General features: G+C 69.2%; 15 protein-coding genes and 1 pseudogene. 4 read left to right on the top strand and 12 right to left on the bottom strand.

Annotation, left to right across the window (positions count from 1 at the left end; genetic code table 11):
• Positions 1-4: 4 nt before the first annotated feature.
• From ACESK8_RS17245 to prmC, 8 genes are all read right to left on the bottom strand, one after another.
• Complete coding sequence (locus ACESK8_RS17245; RefSeq protein WP_372969732.1) at positions 5-793, bottom strand: F0F1 ATP synthase subunit delta; 789 nt, start codon at positions 791-793, stop codon at positions 5-7.
• Positions 793-1,347 carry a F0F1 ATP synthase subunit B gene (locus ACESK8_RS17240; RefSeq protein ID WP_053095759.1) on the bottom strand — a complete coding sequence of 185 codons (555 nt, stop codon included), beginning with the start codon at positions 1,345-1,347 and terminating at the stop codon, positions 793-795. The genes ACESK8_RS17245 and ACESK8_RS17240 overlap by 1 nt, the downstream gene beginning before the upstream one ends.
• A gap of 27 nt (positions 1,348-1,374) precedes the next feature.
• Positions 1,375-1,611: an ATP synthase F0 subunit C gene (gene atpE, locus ACESK8_RS17235; protein WP_042541851.1), complete on the bottom strand. Its 237-nt coding sequence runs from the start codon at positions 1,609-1,611 to the stop codon at positions 1,375-1,377.
• A 59-nt stretch (positions 1,612-1,670) separates the two neighbouring features.
• Positions 1,671-2,456: a F0F1 ATP synthase subunit A gene (gene atpB / locus ACESK8_RS17230; RefSeq protein ID WP_372969731.1), complete on the bottom strand. Its 786-nt coding sequence runs from the start codon at positions 2,454-2,456 to the stop codon at positions 1,671-1,673.
• Positions 2,457-2,601: 145 nt separating this feature from the next.
• Complete coding sequence (locus ACESK8_RS17225; RefSeq protein ID WP_372969730.1) at positions 2,602-3,177, bottom strand: hypothetical protein; 576 nt, start codon at positions 3,175-3,177, stop codon at positions 2,602-2,604.
• Entirely contained in the window at positions 3,174-4,346 is a 1,173-nt protein-coding gene (locus ACESK8_RS17220; protein WP_372969729.1) for an MraY family glycosyltransferase, read from the bottom strand. The genes ACESK8_RS17225 and ACESK8_RS17220 overlap by 4 nt, the downstream gene beginning before the upstream one ends.
• Positions 4,343-5,050: an L-threonylcarbamoyladenylate synthase gene (locus ACESK8_RS17215; protein ID WP_372969728.1), complete on the bottom strand. Its 708-nt coding sequence runs from the start codon at positions 5,048-5,050 to the stop codon at positions 4,343-4,345. Before ACESK8_RS17215 ends, ACESK8_RS17220 begins: the two co-directional genes overlap by 4 nt.
• Before the next feature lie 47 nt (positions 5,051-5,097).
• A complete protein-coding gene (gene prmC, locus ACESK8_RS17210) occupies positions 5,098-5,958 on the bottom strand; it encodes a peptide chain release factor N(5)-glutamine methyltransferase (RefSeq protein WP_372969727.1) in 861 nt (286 codons plus the stop codon).
• A 99-nt stretch (positions 5,959-6,057) separates the two neighbouring features.
• Between prmC and cysK the strand changes: the two genes are divergently transcribed.
• Positions 6,058-6,996, top strand: coding sequence for a cysteine synthase A (gene cysK / locus ACESK8_RS17205; RefSeq protein ID WP_372969726.1), 939 nt, complete (start codon positions 6,058-6,060; stop codon positions 6,994-6,996).
• A gap of 7 nt (positions 6,997-7,003) precedes the next feature.
• Positions 7,004-7,573, top strand: a complete 570-nt coding sequence (gene epsC / locus ACESK8_RS17200) for a serine O-acetyltransferase EpsC (RefSeq protein ID WP_372969725.1) — start codon at positions 7,004-7,006, stop codon at positions 7,571-7,573.
• A 13-nt stretch (positions 7,574-7,586) separates the two neighbouring features.
• On the opposite strand, the gene ACESK8_RS17195 is transcribed toward epsC, so the two are convergent.
• Together ACESK8_RS17195 and ACESK8_RS17190 are read right to left on the bottom strand one after the other, a co-directional pair.
• On the bottom strand, positions 7,587-7,994 hold the full coding sequence (locus tag ACESK8_RS17195; protein ID WP_372969724.1) for a hypothetical protein: 408 nt from the start codon (positions 7,992-7,994) through the stop codon (positions 7,587-7,589).
• A 48-nt stretch (positions 7,995-8,042) separates the two neighbouring features.
• Positions 8,043-9,587, bottom strand: a complete 1,545-nt coding sequence (locus tag ACESK8_RS17190) for a CitMHS family transporter (RefSeq protein WP_372969723.1) — start codon at positions 9,585-9,587, stop codon at positions 8,043-8,045.
• A 145-nt stretch (positions 9,588-9,732) separates the two neighbouring features.
• Here ACESK8_RS17190 and ACESK8_RS17185 point away from each other — a divergent pair, with 145 nt between their 5' ends.
• Both ACESK8_RS17185 and ACESK8_RS17180 read left to right on the top strand, forming a co-directional pair.
• On the top strand, positions 9,733-11,409 hold the full coding sequence (locus tag ACESK8_RS17185; RefSeq protein WP_372969722.1) for an ATP-binding protein: 1,677 nt from the start codon (positions 9,733-9,735) through the stop codon (positions 11,407-11,409).
• A complete protein-coding gene (locus tag ACESK8_RS17180; RefSeq protein WP_372969721.1) occupies positions 11,406-12,059 on the top strand; it encodes a response regulator in 654 nt (217 codons plus the stop codon). Before ACESK8_RS17185 ends, ACESK8_RS17180 begins: the two co-directional genes overlap by 4 nt.
• 62 nt (positions 12,060-12,121) lie before the next feature.
• Here ACESK8_RS17180 and prfA read toward each other — a convergent pair whose 3' ends face one another.
• Together prfA and rho are read right to left on the bottom strand one after the other, a co-directional pair.
• Entirely contained in the window at positions 12,122-13,201 is a 1,080-nt protein-coding gene (gene prfA / locus ACESK8_RS17175; RefSeq protein ID WP_372969720.1) for a peptide chain release factor 1, read from the bottom strand.
• Positions 13,202-13,212: 11 nt separating this feature from the next.
• Positions 13,213-14,919, bottom strand: a pseudogene (rho, locus tag ACESK8_RS17170) (transcription termination factor Rho); the annotation flags it as partial.
• Positions 14,920-15,258 lie beyond the last annotated feature (339 nt).

Here is a 15,258-nt window from a genome sequence, read left to right as displayed (position 1 = left end):
CGTGTTAGCCGGCGAGCTTCTGGCGAAGATCGGCGAGACGGGCGGAGATGCTGCCGTCGATGACGTCATCGGCGATCTGCACGCGCAGGCCTCCGACGACGGCGGGGTCAGAGACCTCGTTGAGCGACACCGTGCCCTCGTAGCGACGCGAGAGTGCGGCGCTGAGGCGGGTGCGCTGTGCGTCGGTGAGCGGCGTGGCGCTGTGCACCGTCGCCACCACGCGGTCGCCCTGACTTGCGACGATGCGCGTTGCCCGGTTGAGCATCTGGCGGACCCGACGCTCGCGGGGCTGGCGCACCAGCGACGAGACGATCAGAGCGGCCGCATCGCTGACACCGCCCGCGAGCAGCTTCTCGACGAGCGCACCCTTGGCGTCCTCTCCCCCGAGGCGGCTGCCGAGCGCGAGCTCGAGTTCCGCGTTCGCGGCGATCACGCGGGAGAAGCCGAAGAGCTCTCCCCCGATGTCCGCCTGAGGCTCGGCGATCGCCGCAGCTCGGATCGCGAGCTCCTCGATGCCGTCGACCAGCTCGGAAGCCTTCGACCAGCGCTCGGCGACGACGGTCCTCAGGACGCTCTGCGCACCCTGGGAGAACCCGCCGAACACCGCTGCGACGACGTTCTGTCGCGCCACGGCCGGAGCCGCGGGGTCGGCGAGCGCGCCGCTCAGCTGGGACGACTCCGCCACGGCGCGTGCGGCTGCGAACAGCTCCCGCGCCGTGTCGAGGGTGACGTCCTTCGCTGCGGCAAGCGTCTGGATGGATGCCGCGAGTGCCTGAGTGGTCGCGCTGCCCATTACTGAGCCGCCTTCTCGGATGCTTCGAGGTCGGCGAGGAAGCGATCGACGACCGCGGTCGCACGGGCATCGTCGGAGAGCGTCTCGCCGACCACGCCGCCGGCGAGGTCGATCGCGAGCGAGCCCACCTCGCTGCGCAGCGAGACGAGGGCGGTCTGCCGCTCGGCCTCGATCTGCGTGTGCGCGGTCGCGGTGATGCGAGCAGCCTCGCTCGACGCTGCCTCCTTGGCCTCGGCGACGATCTTCTTGCCGTCCTCACGGGCGGCCTCGCGGATCTCGCCGGCCTCGGTGCGCGCCTCGGCGAGCTGCCGGGTGTACTCCTCGAGCGCGGCCTCAGCCTGCTTCTGGGCCTCGTCGGCCTTGGCGATGTTGCCCTCGATGGCGGCTGACCGCTTGTCGAGCATCGCCGTGAACTTCGGAAGGGCGACCTTCCACACGACGATGAGGATGACGAGGAACCACAGACCCGACCAGATGATGTCGTACCACGCAGGGATCAGCGGGTTGGGTGTTTCACCCTCTGCTGCGAGGTTCGTGACAAGAGCGTTCAGCATCCTGTCTCCTTCAGAAGTCGGTAGAGATTACGGGAAGGGGATGAATCCGACGGCGATGCCGACGAATGCAAGCGCCTCGGTGAAGGCGATACCGATCCACATGAGGACCTGGAGGCGGCCGGCCAGCTCGGGCTGACGAGCGACACCCTCGATGGTCTTGCCGACGACGATGCCCACACCGATGGCCGGTCCGATGGCTGCGAGGCCGTAGCCGACCGAAGCGAGGTGGCCGTTGATGTCTGCGAGAACCGTAGTAGCGTCCACGGGTTTTTCCTTTCGTTGGGTGGGCCGGCAGTCGCCGACCCGCTCAGTGTCTGGTGGGCTTAGTGCTCTTCTGCGACCGCGAGCTGGATGTAGACCGCGGTGAGGACGGTGAAGACGTATGCCTGGAGGACGGCGACCAGGATCTCGAAGAGAGTGAAGGCGCCGCCGAAGGCGAGGGTTCCGACACCCAGGGCGGCCCAGCCGCCACCTGCGGTGAAGAAGAAGAACTGGGTGGCTGCGAAGCAGAGCACCAGGAGCATGTGACCGACGACCATGTTCATCAGGAGTCGGAGCATCAGCGTGACGGGCCGAATGATGAAGGTCGAGAGGAACTCGATCGGCGTCACGATGATGTACACCGGCCACGGCACGCCAGCGGGGAACAGCGCGTTCTTGAAGAAGCCCACCGGGCTCTTCTTGATACCCGCGTAGATGAAGGTGACGTAGCTCACCAGCGCGAGCGTCAGCGGCACGGCCGCGATGCTCGTTCCTGCGATGTTCAGGAACGGGATGATTCCCGTGATGTTCATGAACAGCACCATGAAGAAGATGGTGGTGAGGATCGGCAGGAATCGGTTGCCGTCCTTGCGCCCGAGCAGGTCGTGCGCGATGTTGGAGCGGACGAAGTCCAGTCCCATCTCGACGACGCTCTGGAAGCGGCCGGGGACGACCTTCATGCGACGGGTTCCGAGAACCAGGAGCAGGACCACGACCACGACGGCGAGGAACTGGACGAGGTGGATCCGGTGGACGGGGATGACCCCGAACGCGTTGAACAGGATCTCCGGGAAGAACTCGTCGATCGAAGGTCCGTGGAACTCGCCGTCAGAGGCGAGTTTGGGCATCAGGGTCGCAGCAAGATTGGACAGCGCGGGCTCCAGCTTCGGGGCACCGGTCAGAACCGGGGCGACGATGGTCGGTGTGCTTCAAGCGCAAGCGCTCGCGGGCGAGCGGCGGGCACGTGTCAACACTATCAGAATAAAGGGTGTCCTAAGACCGCGCGGACGCTTCGTCCGGCCCGTCCTGGTCGACGGGTTCGGCGACGATGTGGTGGCGCCCCGGTGCCCGATCCTCCGGCACGACTGTGGGCAGCTGCACGCCGGGAGCCCGGTCGTCCTGCACCTCCGACGGGAGCGATGCGTCGCTGACGTGCGGCAGGCGCATGCGCGTGATGACGATCACGTCGATGACGAGAGTGGCGACGACGCCCGTGACGATGGAGAGGAAGAACACCATCGGGTGGATCCACGGCTGACCGCTCAGCACGATCATGATCACCACGAACAGGCCGAGCTTGAGCAGCCATCCCCCGAGCACGATCGCGAAGAACAGCTGCACGTAAAGAGGATCGCCGAACCAGCGGTTGGCGATCAGGATGCTGAGGGCGGTGATGCCGAGGAACAGCATCGCGAGCACGACCCCGAGCAGGCCGCTCACGAGGCCCTCCGTGCCGCCGACGAGCAGGCCGATGCCACCGGCCACGATCGCGAGGACCACCATGGAGACCGCGGACCAGATCAGCGTCCTCCGCAGGATCGGGTTGCTGGATACGGGGCTCGGGCTCATGAGGGCTCCACGGGTGTCGGGTCGGGCTCGGCGGTCGCCGCGGGCTTCCGGCGGCGGAGAGGGTTCAGGGTGATGACCAGGCAGGCGGCGATCCCGATGACTCCGAAGACCACGCCGGGGATGTACTGCCCCGGCCAGTCCTCACGTGCCCCGACGTACATCAGCAGCACGGCGAGGGAGATCACCGCCGTCCAGGCGTAGAAGATCAGGACGGCGTCACGATCGCGGTGGCCGAGGTCGAGCATGCGATGGTGCAGGTGCTTGCGGTCGGGCGAGAACGGCGACTTGCCCGCGTTCATCCGACGGAGCACTGCCAGGCCGAAGTCGAGCAGCGGCAGCAGCACGACCAGCAGCGGCAGCAGGATCGGGATGAAGGCACCCAGCAGTTGCGAGCGGCCGAGCCGCTCGGGGTCGAGCGCTGAGGGCTCGAGCTGCCCGGTGACGGCGATCGCCGATGTCGCCATGAGCAGGCCGAGCACCAGCGCACCGGAGTCGCCCATGAAGAGCTTCGCGGGGCTCCAGTTCAGCGGCAGGAAGCCGAGGCACGCGCCGATCAGCACCGCCGCGAGGAAGGAGGCGAGGTTGAAGTAGCTGGAGGCGCCGGTGTCGCGCGTCAGGATGTACGAGTAGGCGAAGAACACGCCGTTCGCGATCAGGCAGACACCGGCGACGAGCCCGTCCAGCCCGTCGATGAAGTTCACCGCGTTCATGACGATGACGATCGCGAACATGGTGATCGTGATGCTGAGCCAGCTGGAGAAGACGATCAGGTCCCCGAACGGCAGCGACAGGATCTGCAGCCCACCGCCCACGGTGATGATCCCGGCGGCGAGGAACTGCGCACCCAGCTTGATCATCCAGTCGAGGTCCCACAGGTCGTCCACCACGCCGATGACGGCGATCAGGAGCGCGGCGGCGAGGATCGACCACATGGTCTGCGGCGGCATCCACATGTTCGCGAAGAACGGGTTGGCCGCCGAGACGCCGATCGCGGTCGCGATGCCGAGGAAGATCGCCACTCCCCCGAGGCGCGGTGTCGGGGTGGTGTGCACGTCGCGCTCGCGGATGCCCGGGTAGAGCTTGAACCGCAGGCTAAGACGCCAGACGGCCCACGTCAGCGCGAAGGTGATCGCTGCGGTGAGGATGATCGTGAAGAGATACTGCTTCACGAATCCTCGTCCGCTTCCGCCAGCTGCACGGCGGGCTCGAGGAGATCGCCGAGCACGTCCTCCAGCCGCTCGCGGCTCACCGCACCGGAGCGGAGGATGCGCACGCCGCCGGACACGGGCTCCGCGCCGCGCGGCACGAGGGAGGTCGCGTCGACGATCGTCGAGGCGATGCCGTCGCGGCTCACCCCGTCGGAGAGGTAGACCGCGACGCTGTCGCCGAGCATCCGCTCCGCGTCCAGTGCGGAGATCGCCGCGTCCTGGCCGGTGAGGTTGGCACTGGAGACGGCGAGGGGCCCGGTCTCGGCCAGCAGCTCGAGCGCGACACGCCCCTCCGGCATCCGGACGGCCACGGTGCCCTGCGTCTCGCCGAGATCCCAGGCGAGCGAGGGCTGCGCCGGGAGGACGATCGTGAGCCCGCCGGGCCAGAAGGCGTCGACGAGACGCTGCACGGGTTCGGGAACGGACTCCGCGAGCGCGTGCAGGACCTCTTTCGATCCGACGAGCACGGGCGGCGGTTGGTTGCGGCCGCGCCCCTTCGCGTCGAGCAGGCGCTGCACGGCAGCCGGGGAGAAGGCGTCGGCGGCGACCCCGTACACGGTGTCGGTGGGCATCACGATGAGTTCGCCGCGGCTGATCGCCTGGCGTGCGTGGCGCATCCCGGCGAGGAGCTGGGCCTCGTCGCCGCAATCGAAGATGGAGGACATGACGGTGCGATTCTATCGGGCGATGTCTGTGGAGGCGGTGACCGGTCTCAGGGGCGCAGAGCCGTGGTCGCCCTGTCGCGCAGGGTGAGATCGCGATGGGTCGCCGCCGCACGCCATCCGTCGCGCGTGAGGATGCTGCGGATCTCCTCGCCCTGCAGCTCGCCGTGCTCGATGACGAGGAGTCCGCCCGGATGCAGCAGCTCGAGCGCGCGCACGCTCAGCACGCGGACGACGTCGAGCCCGTCCTCTCCCCCGTAGAGAGCCATCGACGGATCGAACAGGCGCACCTCGGGGTCGCGCGGGATCGCCGCGTCCGGCACGTACGGCGGATTGGAGATGACGACGGATGCGGTGCCGTCCAACTCCGAGAACGCCTGGGCCAGGTCCTCGTTGACCAGCGTGAGGTTGGCCACGCCCTCGGTGTTGCGCGCCGCCCAGGGGTAGGCCTCGGGCGAGAGCTCGGTCGCGAAGATCCGCGAGTGCGGCACCTCCGTGGCCATCGCGAGGGCGATCGCGCCACTGCCCGTGCCGAGGTCGATGCCGATCGGCGCCGGGAGCGGAGAGCCGAGCAGCGCGTCGATCGCGTACTGCACGACGGTCTCGCTCTCCGGCCGCGGCACGAACACACCGGGGCCGACCGCGAGCTCGAGGTGCCGGAACGGCGCGGTCCCGGTGATGTGCTGCAGCGGCTCCCTCGTGGCCCGACGGGCGACCAGTGTCTCGAGCACGGCCGCCTCCTCCTCGGGCACCGAGTCCCCGCGGATCAGCGCGGCCTGCACCTCGCCGCGGCGCAGACCGAGCGCGTGCCCGGCGAGGAGCTCGGCGTCGACGAGCGGATCCGAGACGCCGGCGTCGGCGAGCCGCTGCGCGGCGGCGTGCACCGCGGAGGCGAGGGAGATGTCGGGCATCATCCCAGCGTAGAGCGCGCGAGGTGTCACATTGACCCCCCACCACGGCCCCTCGCCTAGGCTGGAGCCGCAGTCACCCCCGCACAGGAAGGCTCTCCCATGACCGGAATCCACTCCGACATCACCACGGCGTTCGGCAACACCCCGCTGGTCCGGCTGAATCGGGTCACCGAGGGCCTCGGCGCGACCGTGCTCGCCAAGCTCGAGTTCTACAACCCGGCATCGAGCGTCAAGGACCGGCTCGGCATCGCGATCGTCGACGCTGCGGAGGCCTCGGGCGAGCTGAAGCCCGGAGGCACGATCGTGGAGGCGACCAGCGGCAACACCGGTATCGCTCTGGCGATGGTCGGCGCCGCGCGCGGGTACAAGGTCATCCTGACCATGCCCGCCTCGATGTCGAAGGAGCGGCGCCTCCTTCTCAAGGCATTCGGCGCCGAGCTCGTCCTCACCGACCCGACCAAGGGCATGACGCACGCGATCGCCGAGGCGGAGGCCATCGCCGAGCGCACGCCCGGCGCGGTGCTGGCGAAGCAGTTCGCCAATGAGGCGAACCCCGCGATCCACCGCCGGACCACGGCCGAGGAGATCCTCCGCGACACGGAGGGCTCGGTGGACTACTTCGTCGCCGGCATCGGCACCGGCGGCACCATCACCGGGGTCGGCCAGGTGCTGAAGGAGCGCGTCCCCGGCGTGCAGATCATCGCCGTCGAGCCCAAGGACTCCCCCATCCTCACCGAGGGACACCCCGGACCGCACAAGATCCAGGGCATCGGACCGAACTTCGTGCCGCCCATCCTCGATCGGGATGTCCTCGACGAGGTCATCGACGTCACCTTCGACGACGCCATCCGTGTCGCGCGGGAGACCGCGAGCAAGGAGGGCATCCTCGTGGGCATGTCCAGCGGTGCAGCGATCTGGGCCGCTCTGCAGGTCGCCCAGCGCCCGGAGGCTGCGGGGAAGACCATCGTCGTCATCATCCCGTCGTTCGGCGAGCGGTATCTCTCGACGGCACTCTACGAGGATCTGCGCGAGGCCTGAACACCCGATGGACATGATCGGCCGAATGCGCGAGGACATCGCGGCAGCGCGCCTGCGCGACCCGGCGGCCCGCAGCGGCGCCGAGGTCGCGCTGCTGTACCCCGGACTGCACGCGATCTGGGCGCACCGCGTCTCGCATGCGCTGTGGCGGCGGAGGCTGCGGCTGCTCGCGCGGGCGACGTCGCAGATCTCGCGGTGGCTCACCGGCGTGGAGATCCATCCCGGCGCCAGGATCGGACGCCGCTTCTTCATCGATCACGGCATGGGTGTCGTGGTCGGTGAGACGGCCGAGATCGGCGACGACGTGATGCTCTATCACGGCGTGACCCTCGGCGGTCGCACGCGCGACGCCGGCAAACGGCATCCCACCCTCGGCGACGGAGTCGCGGTCGGAGCGGGCGCCAAGATCCTCGGGCCCATCACGATCGGCGCCGGCTCCGTGGTCGGCGCCAACGCCGTGGTCACCCGAGATGCTCCCGCCGACAGCATCCTGGTCGGTGTGCCGGCGAAGCCGCGCAGCCGCCTCACCGGCGAGGACACCCGAGCGATGCTGACGGCTCCGGACTACTCGATCTGAGCGAGCACCCCGGTCAGGCGCGGCGCGATCGGACCTTGTCGACCTTCTTGCGCAGGAAGATCAACGGCAGCAGCACGCTGCCCAGCGCCGTGATCAGCCAGACGATGACCGACCCCAGCAGCCAGCCAGCGAGATCGACGATGCGCAGACCGCCGATCGGGAGCAGGACGACGACGATGAGCGCGATCAGTGTGGAGAAGATGCCGATCCCGCCCATCAGGACCGGCGCATAGCGGTCGGCGATCCGACTCACCCAGGGCGAGAGCACGCTCTGCAGGACCGCGAAGATCAGGATGCAGACGACGAAGCCCCACCACCGGTCCCACTGGATCTGGAACCCGTCGAGCACCAGATCGGCGACGATGAGGCCGAGGCCGGCGGACACGACGTACATCAGTGCGCGGAACAGGAAGGTGATCACGGGCCGAGCATAGCGCCGCCCGTGCTCGCGCCGCGACGGGATGCCCGGTCACTGAGCCACGAAGAAGGGGATGGCACCGGACACGATGCCGACCCCGAGCATCACGAGCGAGACGATGACCGCACGCCACAGGACCTTCTTGTGATGATCGCCGAGGTTCACGCTCGCGAGCGACACCAGCAGCAGGATCGCCGGCACGAGAGGGCTCTGCAGATGCACCGGCTGCCCGATGATCGATGCCCGCGCCATCTCGACAGGATCGATGCCGAACGACGCGGCGCTCTGCGACAGCACCGGCAGGATGCCGAAGTAGAACGCGTCGTTCGACATGAAGAAGGTGAACGGGATCGACAGCACCCCGGTGATCGGCGCGAGGCAGGGTCCGAGCGCCGGGGGCAGGACATCGGTGATCCACGTCGCCATGGCATCCACCATCCCGGTTCCGGAGAGCACCCCGACGAGGACGCCGGCGGCGATCACCATCGAGACGACCCCCACGATGCTCGGCGCATGCGCGACGATCTCGGACGCCTGGTCCTTGATGGTGCGGAAGTTGACCAGGAGCGCGACGGCGGCGCCGACCATGAAGACGTACGGCAGCGGCATGATGTCGATCACGAGCAGCACCATGACGGCGAGCGTGAGCGCCAGGTTGAACCAGATCAGTCGCGGCCGCAGCGTCGGTCGTGCGGGATCCAGCATGGTGTCGGCCATGGCGGTGTCGGCGAGGTCGACGCTCGCCGCCGAGACGGGACCGTGTCCGCCGGCGACCACGACGATGTTTCCGGTGCGCAGGGCCGCGCGGGCTCCCGGCGTCGTGTCGGCGCCGCGGAAGAGCTTCGGGACGGTCGACAGGGCGCCACCATCCGTCCCGGTGAGGAGCCCTGCGGAGTCGAGTCGCCCGAGGCGGCGGCGCTCCTGCAGGCCCAGCATCCAGGCGAAGCCGAGGGTGACGACGATGCCGACCCCGAGCGCCGGCAGCATCGGGACGAAGATGTCGGTGGGCTGGAGGCCGAGGGCGGTCGCCGCCCGCACCGTGGGGCCGCCCCAGGGCACGATGTTGAGGGTGCCGTTCATGAGACCGGCGACGCAGGTGAGCACCACCGGGCTCATGCCGAGCCGGAGATAGATCGGGAGCATGGCGGAGGTCGTGATGATGAAGGTCGTGGACCCGTCGCCGTCGAGGGAGACCGCTCCGGCGAGGATCGCCGTGCCGAGCACCACCTTCGCCGGATCGTCACCGAGCACCCGGGTGATGACGCGGATGAGCGGATCGAAGAGACCGACGTCGATCATGATGCCGAAGAACATGATCGCGAACATCAGCAGGGCGGCGGTCGGCGCCATCGTCGCGATCGAGTCGAGGATCATGTCTCCGAGCCCGAGACCGGCTCCCGCGATGAGGCCGAAGATCGTGGGCACGAGGATCAACGCCACCATGGGCGTCAGCCGCTTGGTCATGATCAGCGTCATGAACGCCAGCACCATGGTGAATCCGAGCAGCACGAGGATCCACTCCGGGGGCACGAACGCCACGTCGTACGCGGGCGTCTCTTCTGCGGCCGCGAACAGGCCGGTGAGTGCATCGGGCATGCGGTGACTCCTTCGTCGTCGACCCGTCCTCTGCGACGGATCCTGACGAGACTAGGCAATCGTCAGCCGCAGGGTGCGGTATCCCGCATTCACTGCCGTTGTGCGCGTACCGTGGGTTCTGCGCATATTGCGCGAAGGGGGCACGATGTCGACGACGAGGAGACCGCGGTTCGCCACGCGCGCGCTGCTGCTGCACCTGGCGACGGTCGCGCTGGTGGTCGCCCTGTGCACCGGCATCTACCTGGCCCTCGCGGTGCAGCAGCTGCGGGCGGAGGCGGAGTCGACGGCTCTGGGGATCGCCAGGACGCTCGCCGAGGACCCGCAGGTGCGATCGGAGGTGGCCCGCATCTCGGCGGAGAGCGACCGACCGGATGCCGAGGCGCTGAGGTCCGGCCCGCTGCAGCGGATCGCGATGAGCGTCGCGGAGCGCACCGACGCTCTCTTCGTCGTGATCACCGACGAAGACGGCATCCGCCTCGCCCATCCCACGAGCGAGCGCATCGGCGAGGTCGTCAGCACCCCGTTCGCCGCGGTGCTCGCCGGCAACGAGGTCGTCGACTGGCAGACCGGGACCCTCGGCGAATCCGCGCGAGCCAAAGTGCCCGTGCGAGACGCGGCCGGTGTGCCCGTCGGAGAGGTCAGCGTCGGGTTCGAACGCACCGGGGTCTTCGACGACCTCCCTCCCCTGCTCACGGTGATCGGCGTCTCGGCGGCGGCGGCGCTCGCGCTCGCACTCCTCACCTTCCTCCTGCTGCGCCGCCGCTGGGAGCGGCTCACGCTCGGGGTGCAGCCCGAGGAGCTCGTCGCCCTCGTCCAGAATCAGACCGCCGTCCTAAACGGCGTCGACGACGGCGTCCTCGCCATCGACGCGAACGGCGTCGTCAGGGTGAGCAATGCGGCCGCTGATCGGATGCTCGGCCTCGACGCGCCGATCGGACAGCCCCTCGCCGACCTCGGACTCCCCTCGGCGGTCAGCGAGACCGCGGCACGAGACGGCGCCCGCTCCAGTACGGTCGTCGCCGGGCGCGTGCTGTATCTCGACTCCCGTCCGGTCGTGCGCGATGATCGCCCGCTCGGTCGCGTGCTGATCGTCCGGGACCGCACCGACCTCATCGCGCTGACCGAACGGCTCGAGAGCGTCCGCGCTGTCACCGCAGCGCTGCGCGTCCAGCGACACGAGTTCGCCAACCGCATGCATGTCGCCGCCGGCCTCATCGACGCGGACCGTATCTCCGATGCGCGCGCCTTCCTCGGCGAGCTCGTCGCCCGCGGCTCCGTCGCGTTCCCCGTCGCAGGGCTCGATCTGCTGAGCGATCCATTCCTGCATTCCTTCCTCGGCGCGAAGGGCATCGAGGCGAGCGAACGCGGAGTCGCGCTGCGCATCGCCGAGGAGAGCCAGCTGATCGGCACGGTCGAGGAGGCGGAGGATGTCGCCGCGGTCCTCGGCAACCTCATCGACAATGCCGTGACCGCCGCCGTCGCCGGACCGCGATCGCCCCGCTGGGTGGAGGTCGCGGTGCTCGGAGACGGCGATGCGCTCGTCGTCACGGTGGCCGACTCCGGGGCCGGTTTCGGCCGGGAGGACCCGCTGGAGCTCCACGAGCGCGGGACCCAGCCGGATCGCCGCAGCGAGAGCACGGCCGGCGGCGACGCCGTCCACGGGCACGGACTCGGTCTCCCCCTGGCCCGCGAGATCGCCCGCCGCACGGGCGGGGACCTGTGGATCATCGACACCGGCGGTGACGCACACGGCGCCGTGATCGCCGCCCGACTCTGCGGTGCCGTCTCCGGCATCCCGACCCCTCCGAAGGAGACAGCATGACCGACTCCCTCCGCGTCCTGATCCTCGACGACGACTTCCGCGTCGGTCAGCTGCATCGGGACATCATCGACGACCAGCCTGGCTTCACCGCGCTCGAACCGGTCCGCTCGATCGACGAGGCCCGCGAGCGCCTCCGCTCGTCCACACCGGATCTGCTCGTCGCCGACGTCTTCCTGCCGGACGGGGACGGTATCGCCCTCGTGCGGGAGGCGGGTGTCGACGCGATCCTCATCTCCGCCGCGGATGACGGCCCCACCGTGCGACGCGCCTTGCGTTCCGGCGCGGTCGGATACCTGATGAAGCCGTTCGAGCGCCGCGCCCTCACGAATCTTCTCGACCGGTACTCGCGCTACCGCAACCTCCTCGCCGGGGAGCGGCCGCTGCGTCAGGAGGACACGGATCGTGCCCTGGCCATCCTGCACGGGTCGAGCGAACCTGTGTCCGTCTCACGCTCCGCGACCGAGCAGCTGGTGCTCGCCGCTCTCGGCGACGGCGAGGCCTCGGCCGCCGAGGTCGGCGAGCGGGTCGGCATCTCCCGGGCGACAGCGCAGCGGCACCTCGCCGCGCTCGCTGCGCGGACGGTCGTCGAAGTTCGACTCCGCTACGGCGCGACCGGGCGCCCGGAGCACCGGTACGCCGTCCGCGCCTGATCAGGCGGGGTGCTCGCGAGCGGCGCCGGTCGGGATTCCGGCCCGGTCAGCAGTGCGACCGCTCAGGACTCCGAGCCGACAGCCGCGAGACGCGCCTCTTCGTCGGCCTGGATGGCGCTCTCGATGATCGGCTCGAGCGCGCCGTCCATCACCTGGTCCAGGTTGTACGCCTTGAATCCCGTCCGGTGGTCGGCGATCCGGTTCTCGGGGAAGTTGTAGGTGCGGATGCGCTCCGAGCGGTCCATCCCGCGGATCTGCGACTTGCGGGCATCGGATGCCGCGGCATCCAGCTCCTCCTGCTGCTTGGCGAGGAGCCGCGCGCGCAGGACTCGCATCGCGGCCTCTCGGTTCTGCAGCTGCGACTTCTCGTTCTGCATCGAGACGACGATGCCGCTCGGCAGGTGCGTGATGCGCACCGCGGAGTCGGTGGTGTTGACGGACTGACCGCCGGGTCCCGACGAGCGGAAGACGTCGATCTTCAGATCGTTCTGGTTGATGGCGATCTCGTCCGGCTCATCGACCTCGGGGAACACCAGCACGCCGGTGGTCGAGGTGTGGATGCGTCCCTGCGATTCCGTCGCCGGCACCCGCTGCACGCGGTGCACGCCGCCCTCGTACTTGAGGTGCGCCCAGACGCCCTGCGCCGGGTCGGACGAGGACCCCTTGATCGCGACCTGGACATCCTTGTACCCGCCGAGGTCGGACTCGTTGCGCTCGAGCAGCTCGGTCTTCCACCCCTTGGAGGCGGCATACTGGATGTACATGCGCAGCAGGTCGGCGGCGAACAGTGCCGACTCCGCACCGCCCTCCCCCGCCTTGATCTCCATGATCACATCGCGGGCGTCGTCGGGGTCACGCGGGATGAGAAGGCGTCGGAGCCGCTCCTGGGTCTGCTGGACCCCTGCCTCGAGTGCGGGGATCTCGGCGGCGAACGCCTCGTCCTCACGGGCGAGCTCGCGTGCGGCCTCCAGATCGTCGGATGCCGCCACCCACGCCTCGTAGGCGGCGACGATCCTCGACAGCTCGGCGTAGCGGCGATTCACGCGCTTCGCTCGGGCAGCATCGGCGTGCACCGCCGGGTCGGAGAGCTCCTCCTGCACCCGGCGATGCTCGTCGATCAGAGTCTGGACGGACTCGAACACGGTGGCTCCGCTCAGCGGATGTTGTTGTCGTGGCCGTGCGCGCCCGAGGGCAGCGTCGGGATCGACTTCTGCATCTGCACGAGGAACTCGACGTTCGAGTGGGTCTCCTTGAGCTTGCCCAGGACGACCTCGAGCGCCTGCTGCTGATCGAGACCCGCGAGGGCACGGCGCAGCTTCCAGGTGATCTTGACCTCGTCGGTCGAGAGCAGCATCTCTTCACGGCGGGTGCTCGACGCGTTGACGTCGACGGCGGGGAAGATCCGCTTGTCGGCCAGCTGGCGCGACAGACGCAGCTCGCTGTTGCCGGTGCCCTTGAACTCCTCGAAGATGACCTCGTCCATCTTGGAGCCGGTCTCGACGAGCGCGGTCGCGAGGATGGTGAGCGATCCACCGTTCTCGATGTTGCGCGCCGCACCGAAGAAGCGCTTGGGCGGGTAGAGCGCCGAAGCGTCGACACCGCCCGAGAGCACGCGACCGGAGGCGGGGGCTGCGAGGTTGTAGGCGCGACCCAGGCGGGTGATCGAGTCGAGCAGCACGACGACGTCGCGACCGAGCTCCACGAGACGCTTGGCGCGCTCGATGGCGAGCTCGGCGACCGTGGTGTGGTCCTCTGCCGGGCGGTCGAAGGTCGAGGCGATGACCTCGCCCTTGACCGTGCGCTCCATGTCGGTGACCTCTTCGGGGCGCTCGTCGACGAGCACGACCATGAGGTGGACCTCGGGGTTGTTCTGCGCGATCGCGTTGGCGATCTGCTGCAGAACGATCGTCTTGCCCGCCTTCGGGGGCGCGACGATGAGGCCGCGCTGGCCCTTGCCGATCGGGGCGACGAGGTCGATGATGCGCTGGGTCAGCTTCTCGGGTGCCGTCTCCAGGCGCAGGCGCTCCTGGGGGTACAGCGGGGTGAGCTTGCCGAACTCGACGCGGGTCGCCGCATCGTCGATCGACAGTCCGTTGATCGAGTCGACCTTCACCAGGGCGTTGTACTTCTGACGCCCCTGCTGCTCGCCCTCGCGCGGCTGCTTGATCGCGCCGACGATCGCGTCACCCTTGCGCAGGTTGTACTTCTTGACCTGACCGAGCGAGACGTAGACGTCGCTGGGGCCGGCGAGGTAGCCGGTGGTGCGCACGAAGGCGTAGTTGTCGAGGACGTCGAGGATGCCCGCGATCGGGATCAGGACATCGTCCTCGCCGATCTCGGTGTCGAACTCGTCGGTCGGCACTCCGCCACGGCGCTTGTTGCGCTGACGGTTGCGGCCATTGCCGCCCTCGTCGTCGGAGGCGTTCTGCTGCTGCTGAGGCTGCTGCTGAGACTGCTGCTGCTCGCCACCGTTGCCGTTGCCGTTCTGGCCACGACCGCGGTTGCGGCTGCGGTTGCGGTTGCGACCACGGCCGCCCTGCTCGTCGCCTCCATCTGCGGAGTCGGAGGAGTCGCCGGACGGAGCGGACTCGGCGGGAGCCGCCTCCGACTGCTTCTCTGCGGCGGGCTGCTCGGCGTCGGCCGCCGGCTTCTTGGCGGTGCGACGGCCCCGGCCGGTGGTCTTCTTCGGCTCGTCCGAGCCCTCGGCGCTCTCGGCGGCCGGGGCGGCGGGCGCCTCAGCGGCTGCGGCCGGTGCGTCGGCAGGAGCCGCAGCGGGCTCTGCGGCCGGAGCCGGCTCGGCGTCGGCCTTCTTGGCGCGGCTGCGTCGAGGGGCCTTCGCCTTCGGCGCCTCGGCGCTCGCCCTTTTGACCTTCGTCTACGTGGCCGCCGTCGAGTACATGGAGCAGCAGGCGCGCGAGACGATCGACGCCGAGGCGCAGGGCCTGCTCGAGGCGCAGTCCCTGGGCGGCGTGCCGAGCCTGGTCGAGCTCGTCGAGCTCCGCTCGATGCACGACCCCGACCGTTCGAGCTTCTACCTGCTGGTCGATGCCGAGGGCCGCTACGTCGCGGGCAACATCGGCGCCTGGCCGCAGGAAGAGCCGCAGGACGGCGGCATCTACCGGCTCCAGCTGGTCGACCGCCGCCGCGCCGAGCGCACCACCCGCCAGGTGCTGGCCCGCGCCGTCGAGCTGCCGAGCGG

The sequence above is a fragment of the Microbacterium sp. genome (genome assembly GCF_041641055.1).
Classification (GTDB): domain Bacteria; phylum Actinomycetota; class Actinomycetes; order Actinomycetales; family Microbacteriaceae; genus Microbacterium.
Note: the sequence above shows the minus strand (reverse complement) of the source record. Positions and strands in the feature narration are given on the sequence as shown.

Coding starts and splice junctions, on each gene's coding strand:
- ACESK8_RS17185 (WP_372969722.1), top strand. CDS start 9,733: ATGTCGACGACGAGGAGACCGCGGTTCGCCACGCGCGCGCTGCTGCTG.
- ACESK8_RS17225 (WP_372969730.1), bottom strand. CDS start 3,177: ATGAGCCCGAGCCCCGTATCCAGCAACCCGATCCTGCGGAGGACGCTG.
- atpB (WP_372969731.1), bottom strand. CDS start 2,456: ATGCCCAAACTCGCCTCTGACGGCGAGTTCCACGGACCTTCGATCGAC.
- ACESK8_RS17190 (WP_372969723.1), bottom strand. CDS start 9,587: ATGCCCGATGCACTCACCGGCCTGTTCGCGGCCGCAGAAGAGACGCCC.
- ACESK8_RS17245 (WP_372969732.1), bottom strand. CDS start 793: ATGGGCAGCGCGACCACTCAGGCACTCGCGGCATCCATCCAGACGCTT.
- ACESK8_RS17215 (WP_372969728.1), bottom strand. CDS start 5,050: ATGTCCTCCATCTTCGATTGCGGCGACGAGGCCCAGCTCCTCGCCGGG.
- ACESK8_RS17240 (WP_053095759.1), bottom strand. CDS start 1,347: ATGCTGAACGCTCTTGTCACGAACCTCGCAGCAGAGGGTGAAACACCC.
- prmC (WP_372969727.1), bottom strand. CDS start 5,958: ATGCCCGACATCTCCCTCGCCTCCGCGGTGCACGCCGCCGCGCAGCGG.
- cysK (WP_372969726.1), top strand. CDS start 6,058: ATGACCGGAATCCACTCCGACATCACCACGGCGTTCGGCAACACCCCG.
- epsC (WP_372969725.1), top strand. CDS start 7,004: ATGGACATGATCGGCCGAATGCGCGAGGACATCGCGGCAGCGCGCCTG.
- ACESK8_RS17180 (WP_372969721.1), top strand. CDS start 11,406: ATGACCGACTCCCTCCGCGTCCTGATCCTCGACGACGACTTCCGCGTC.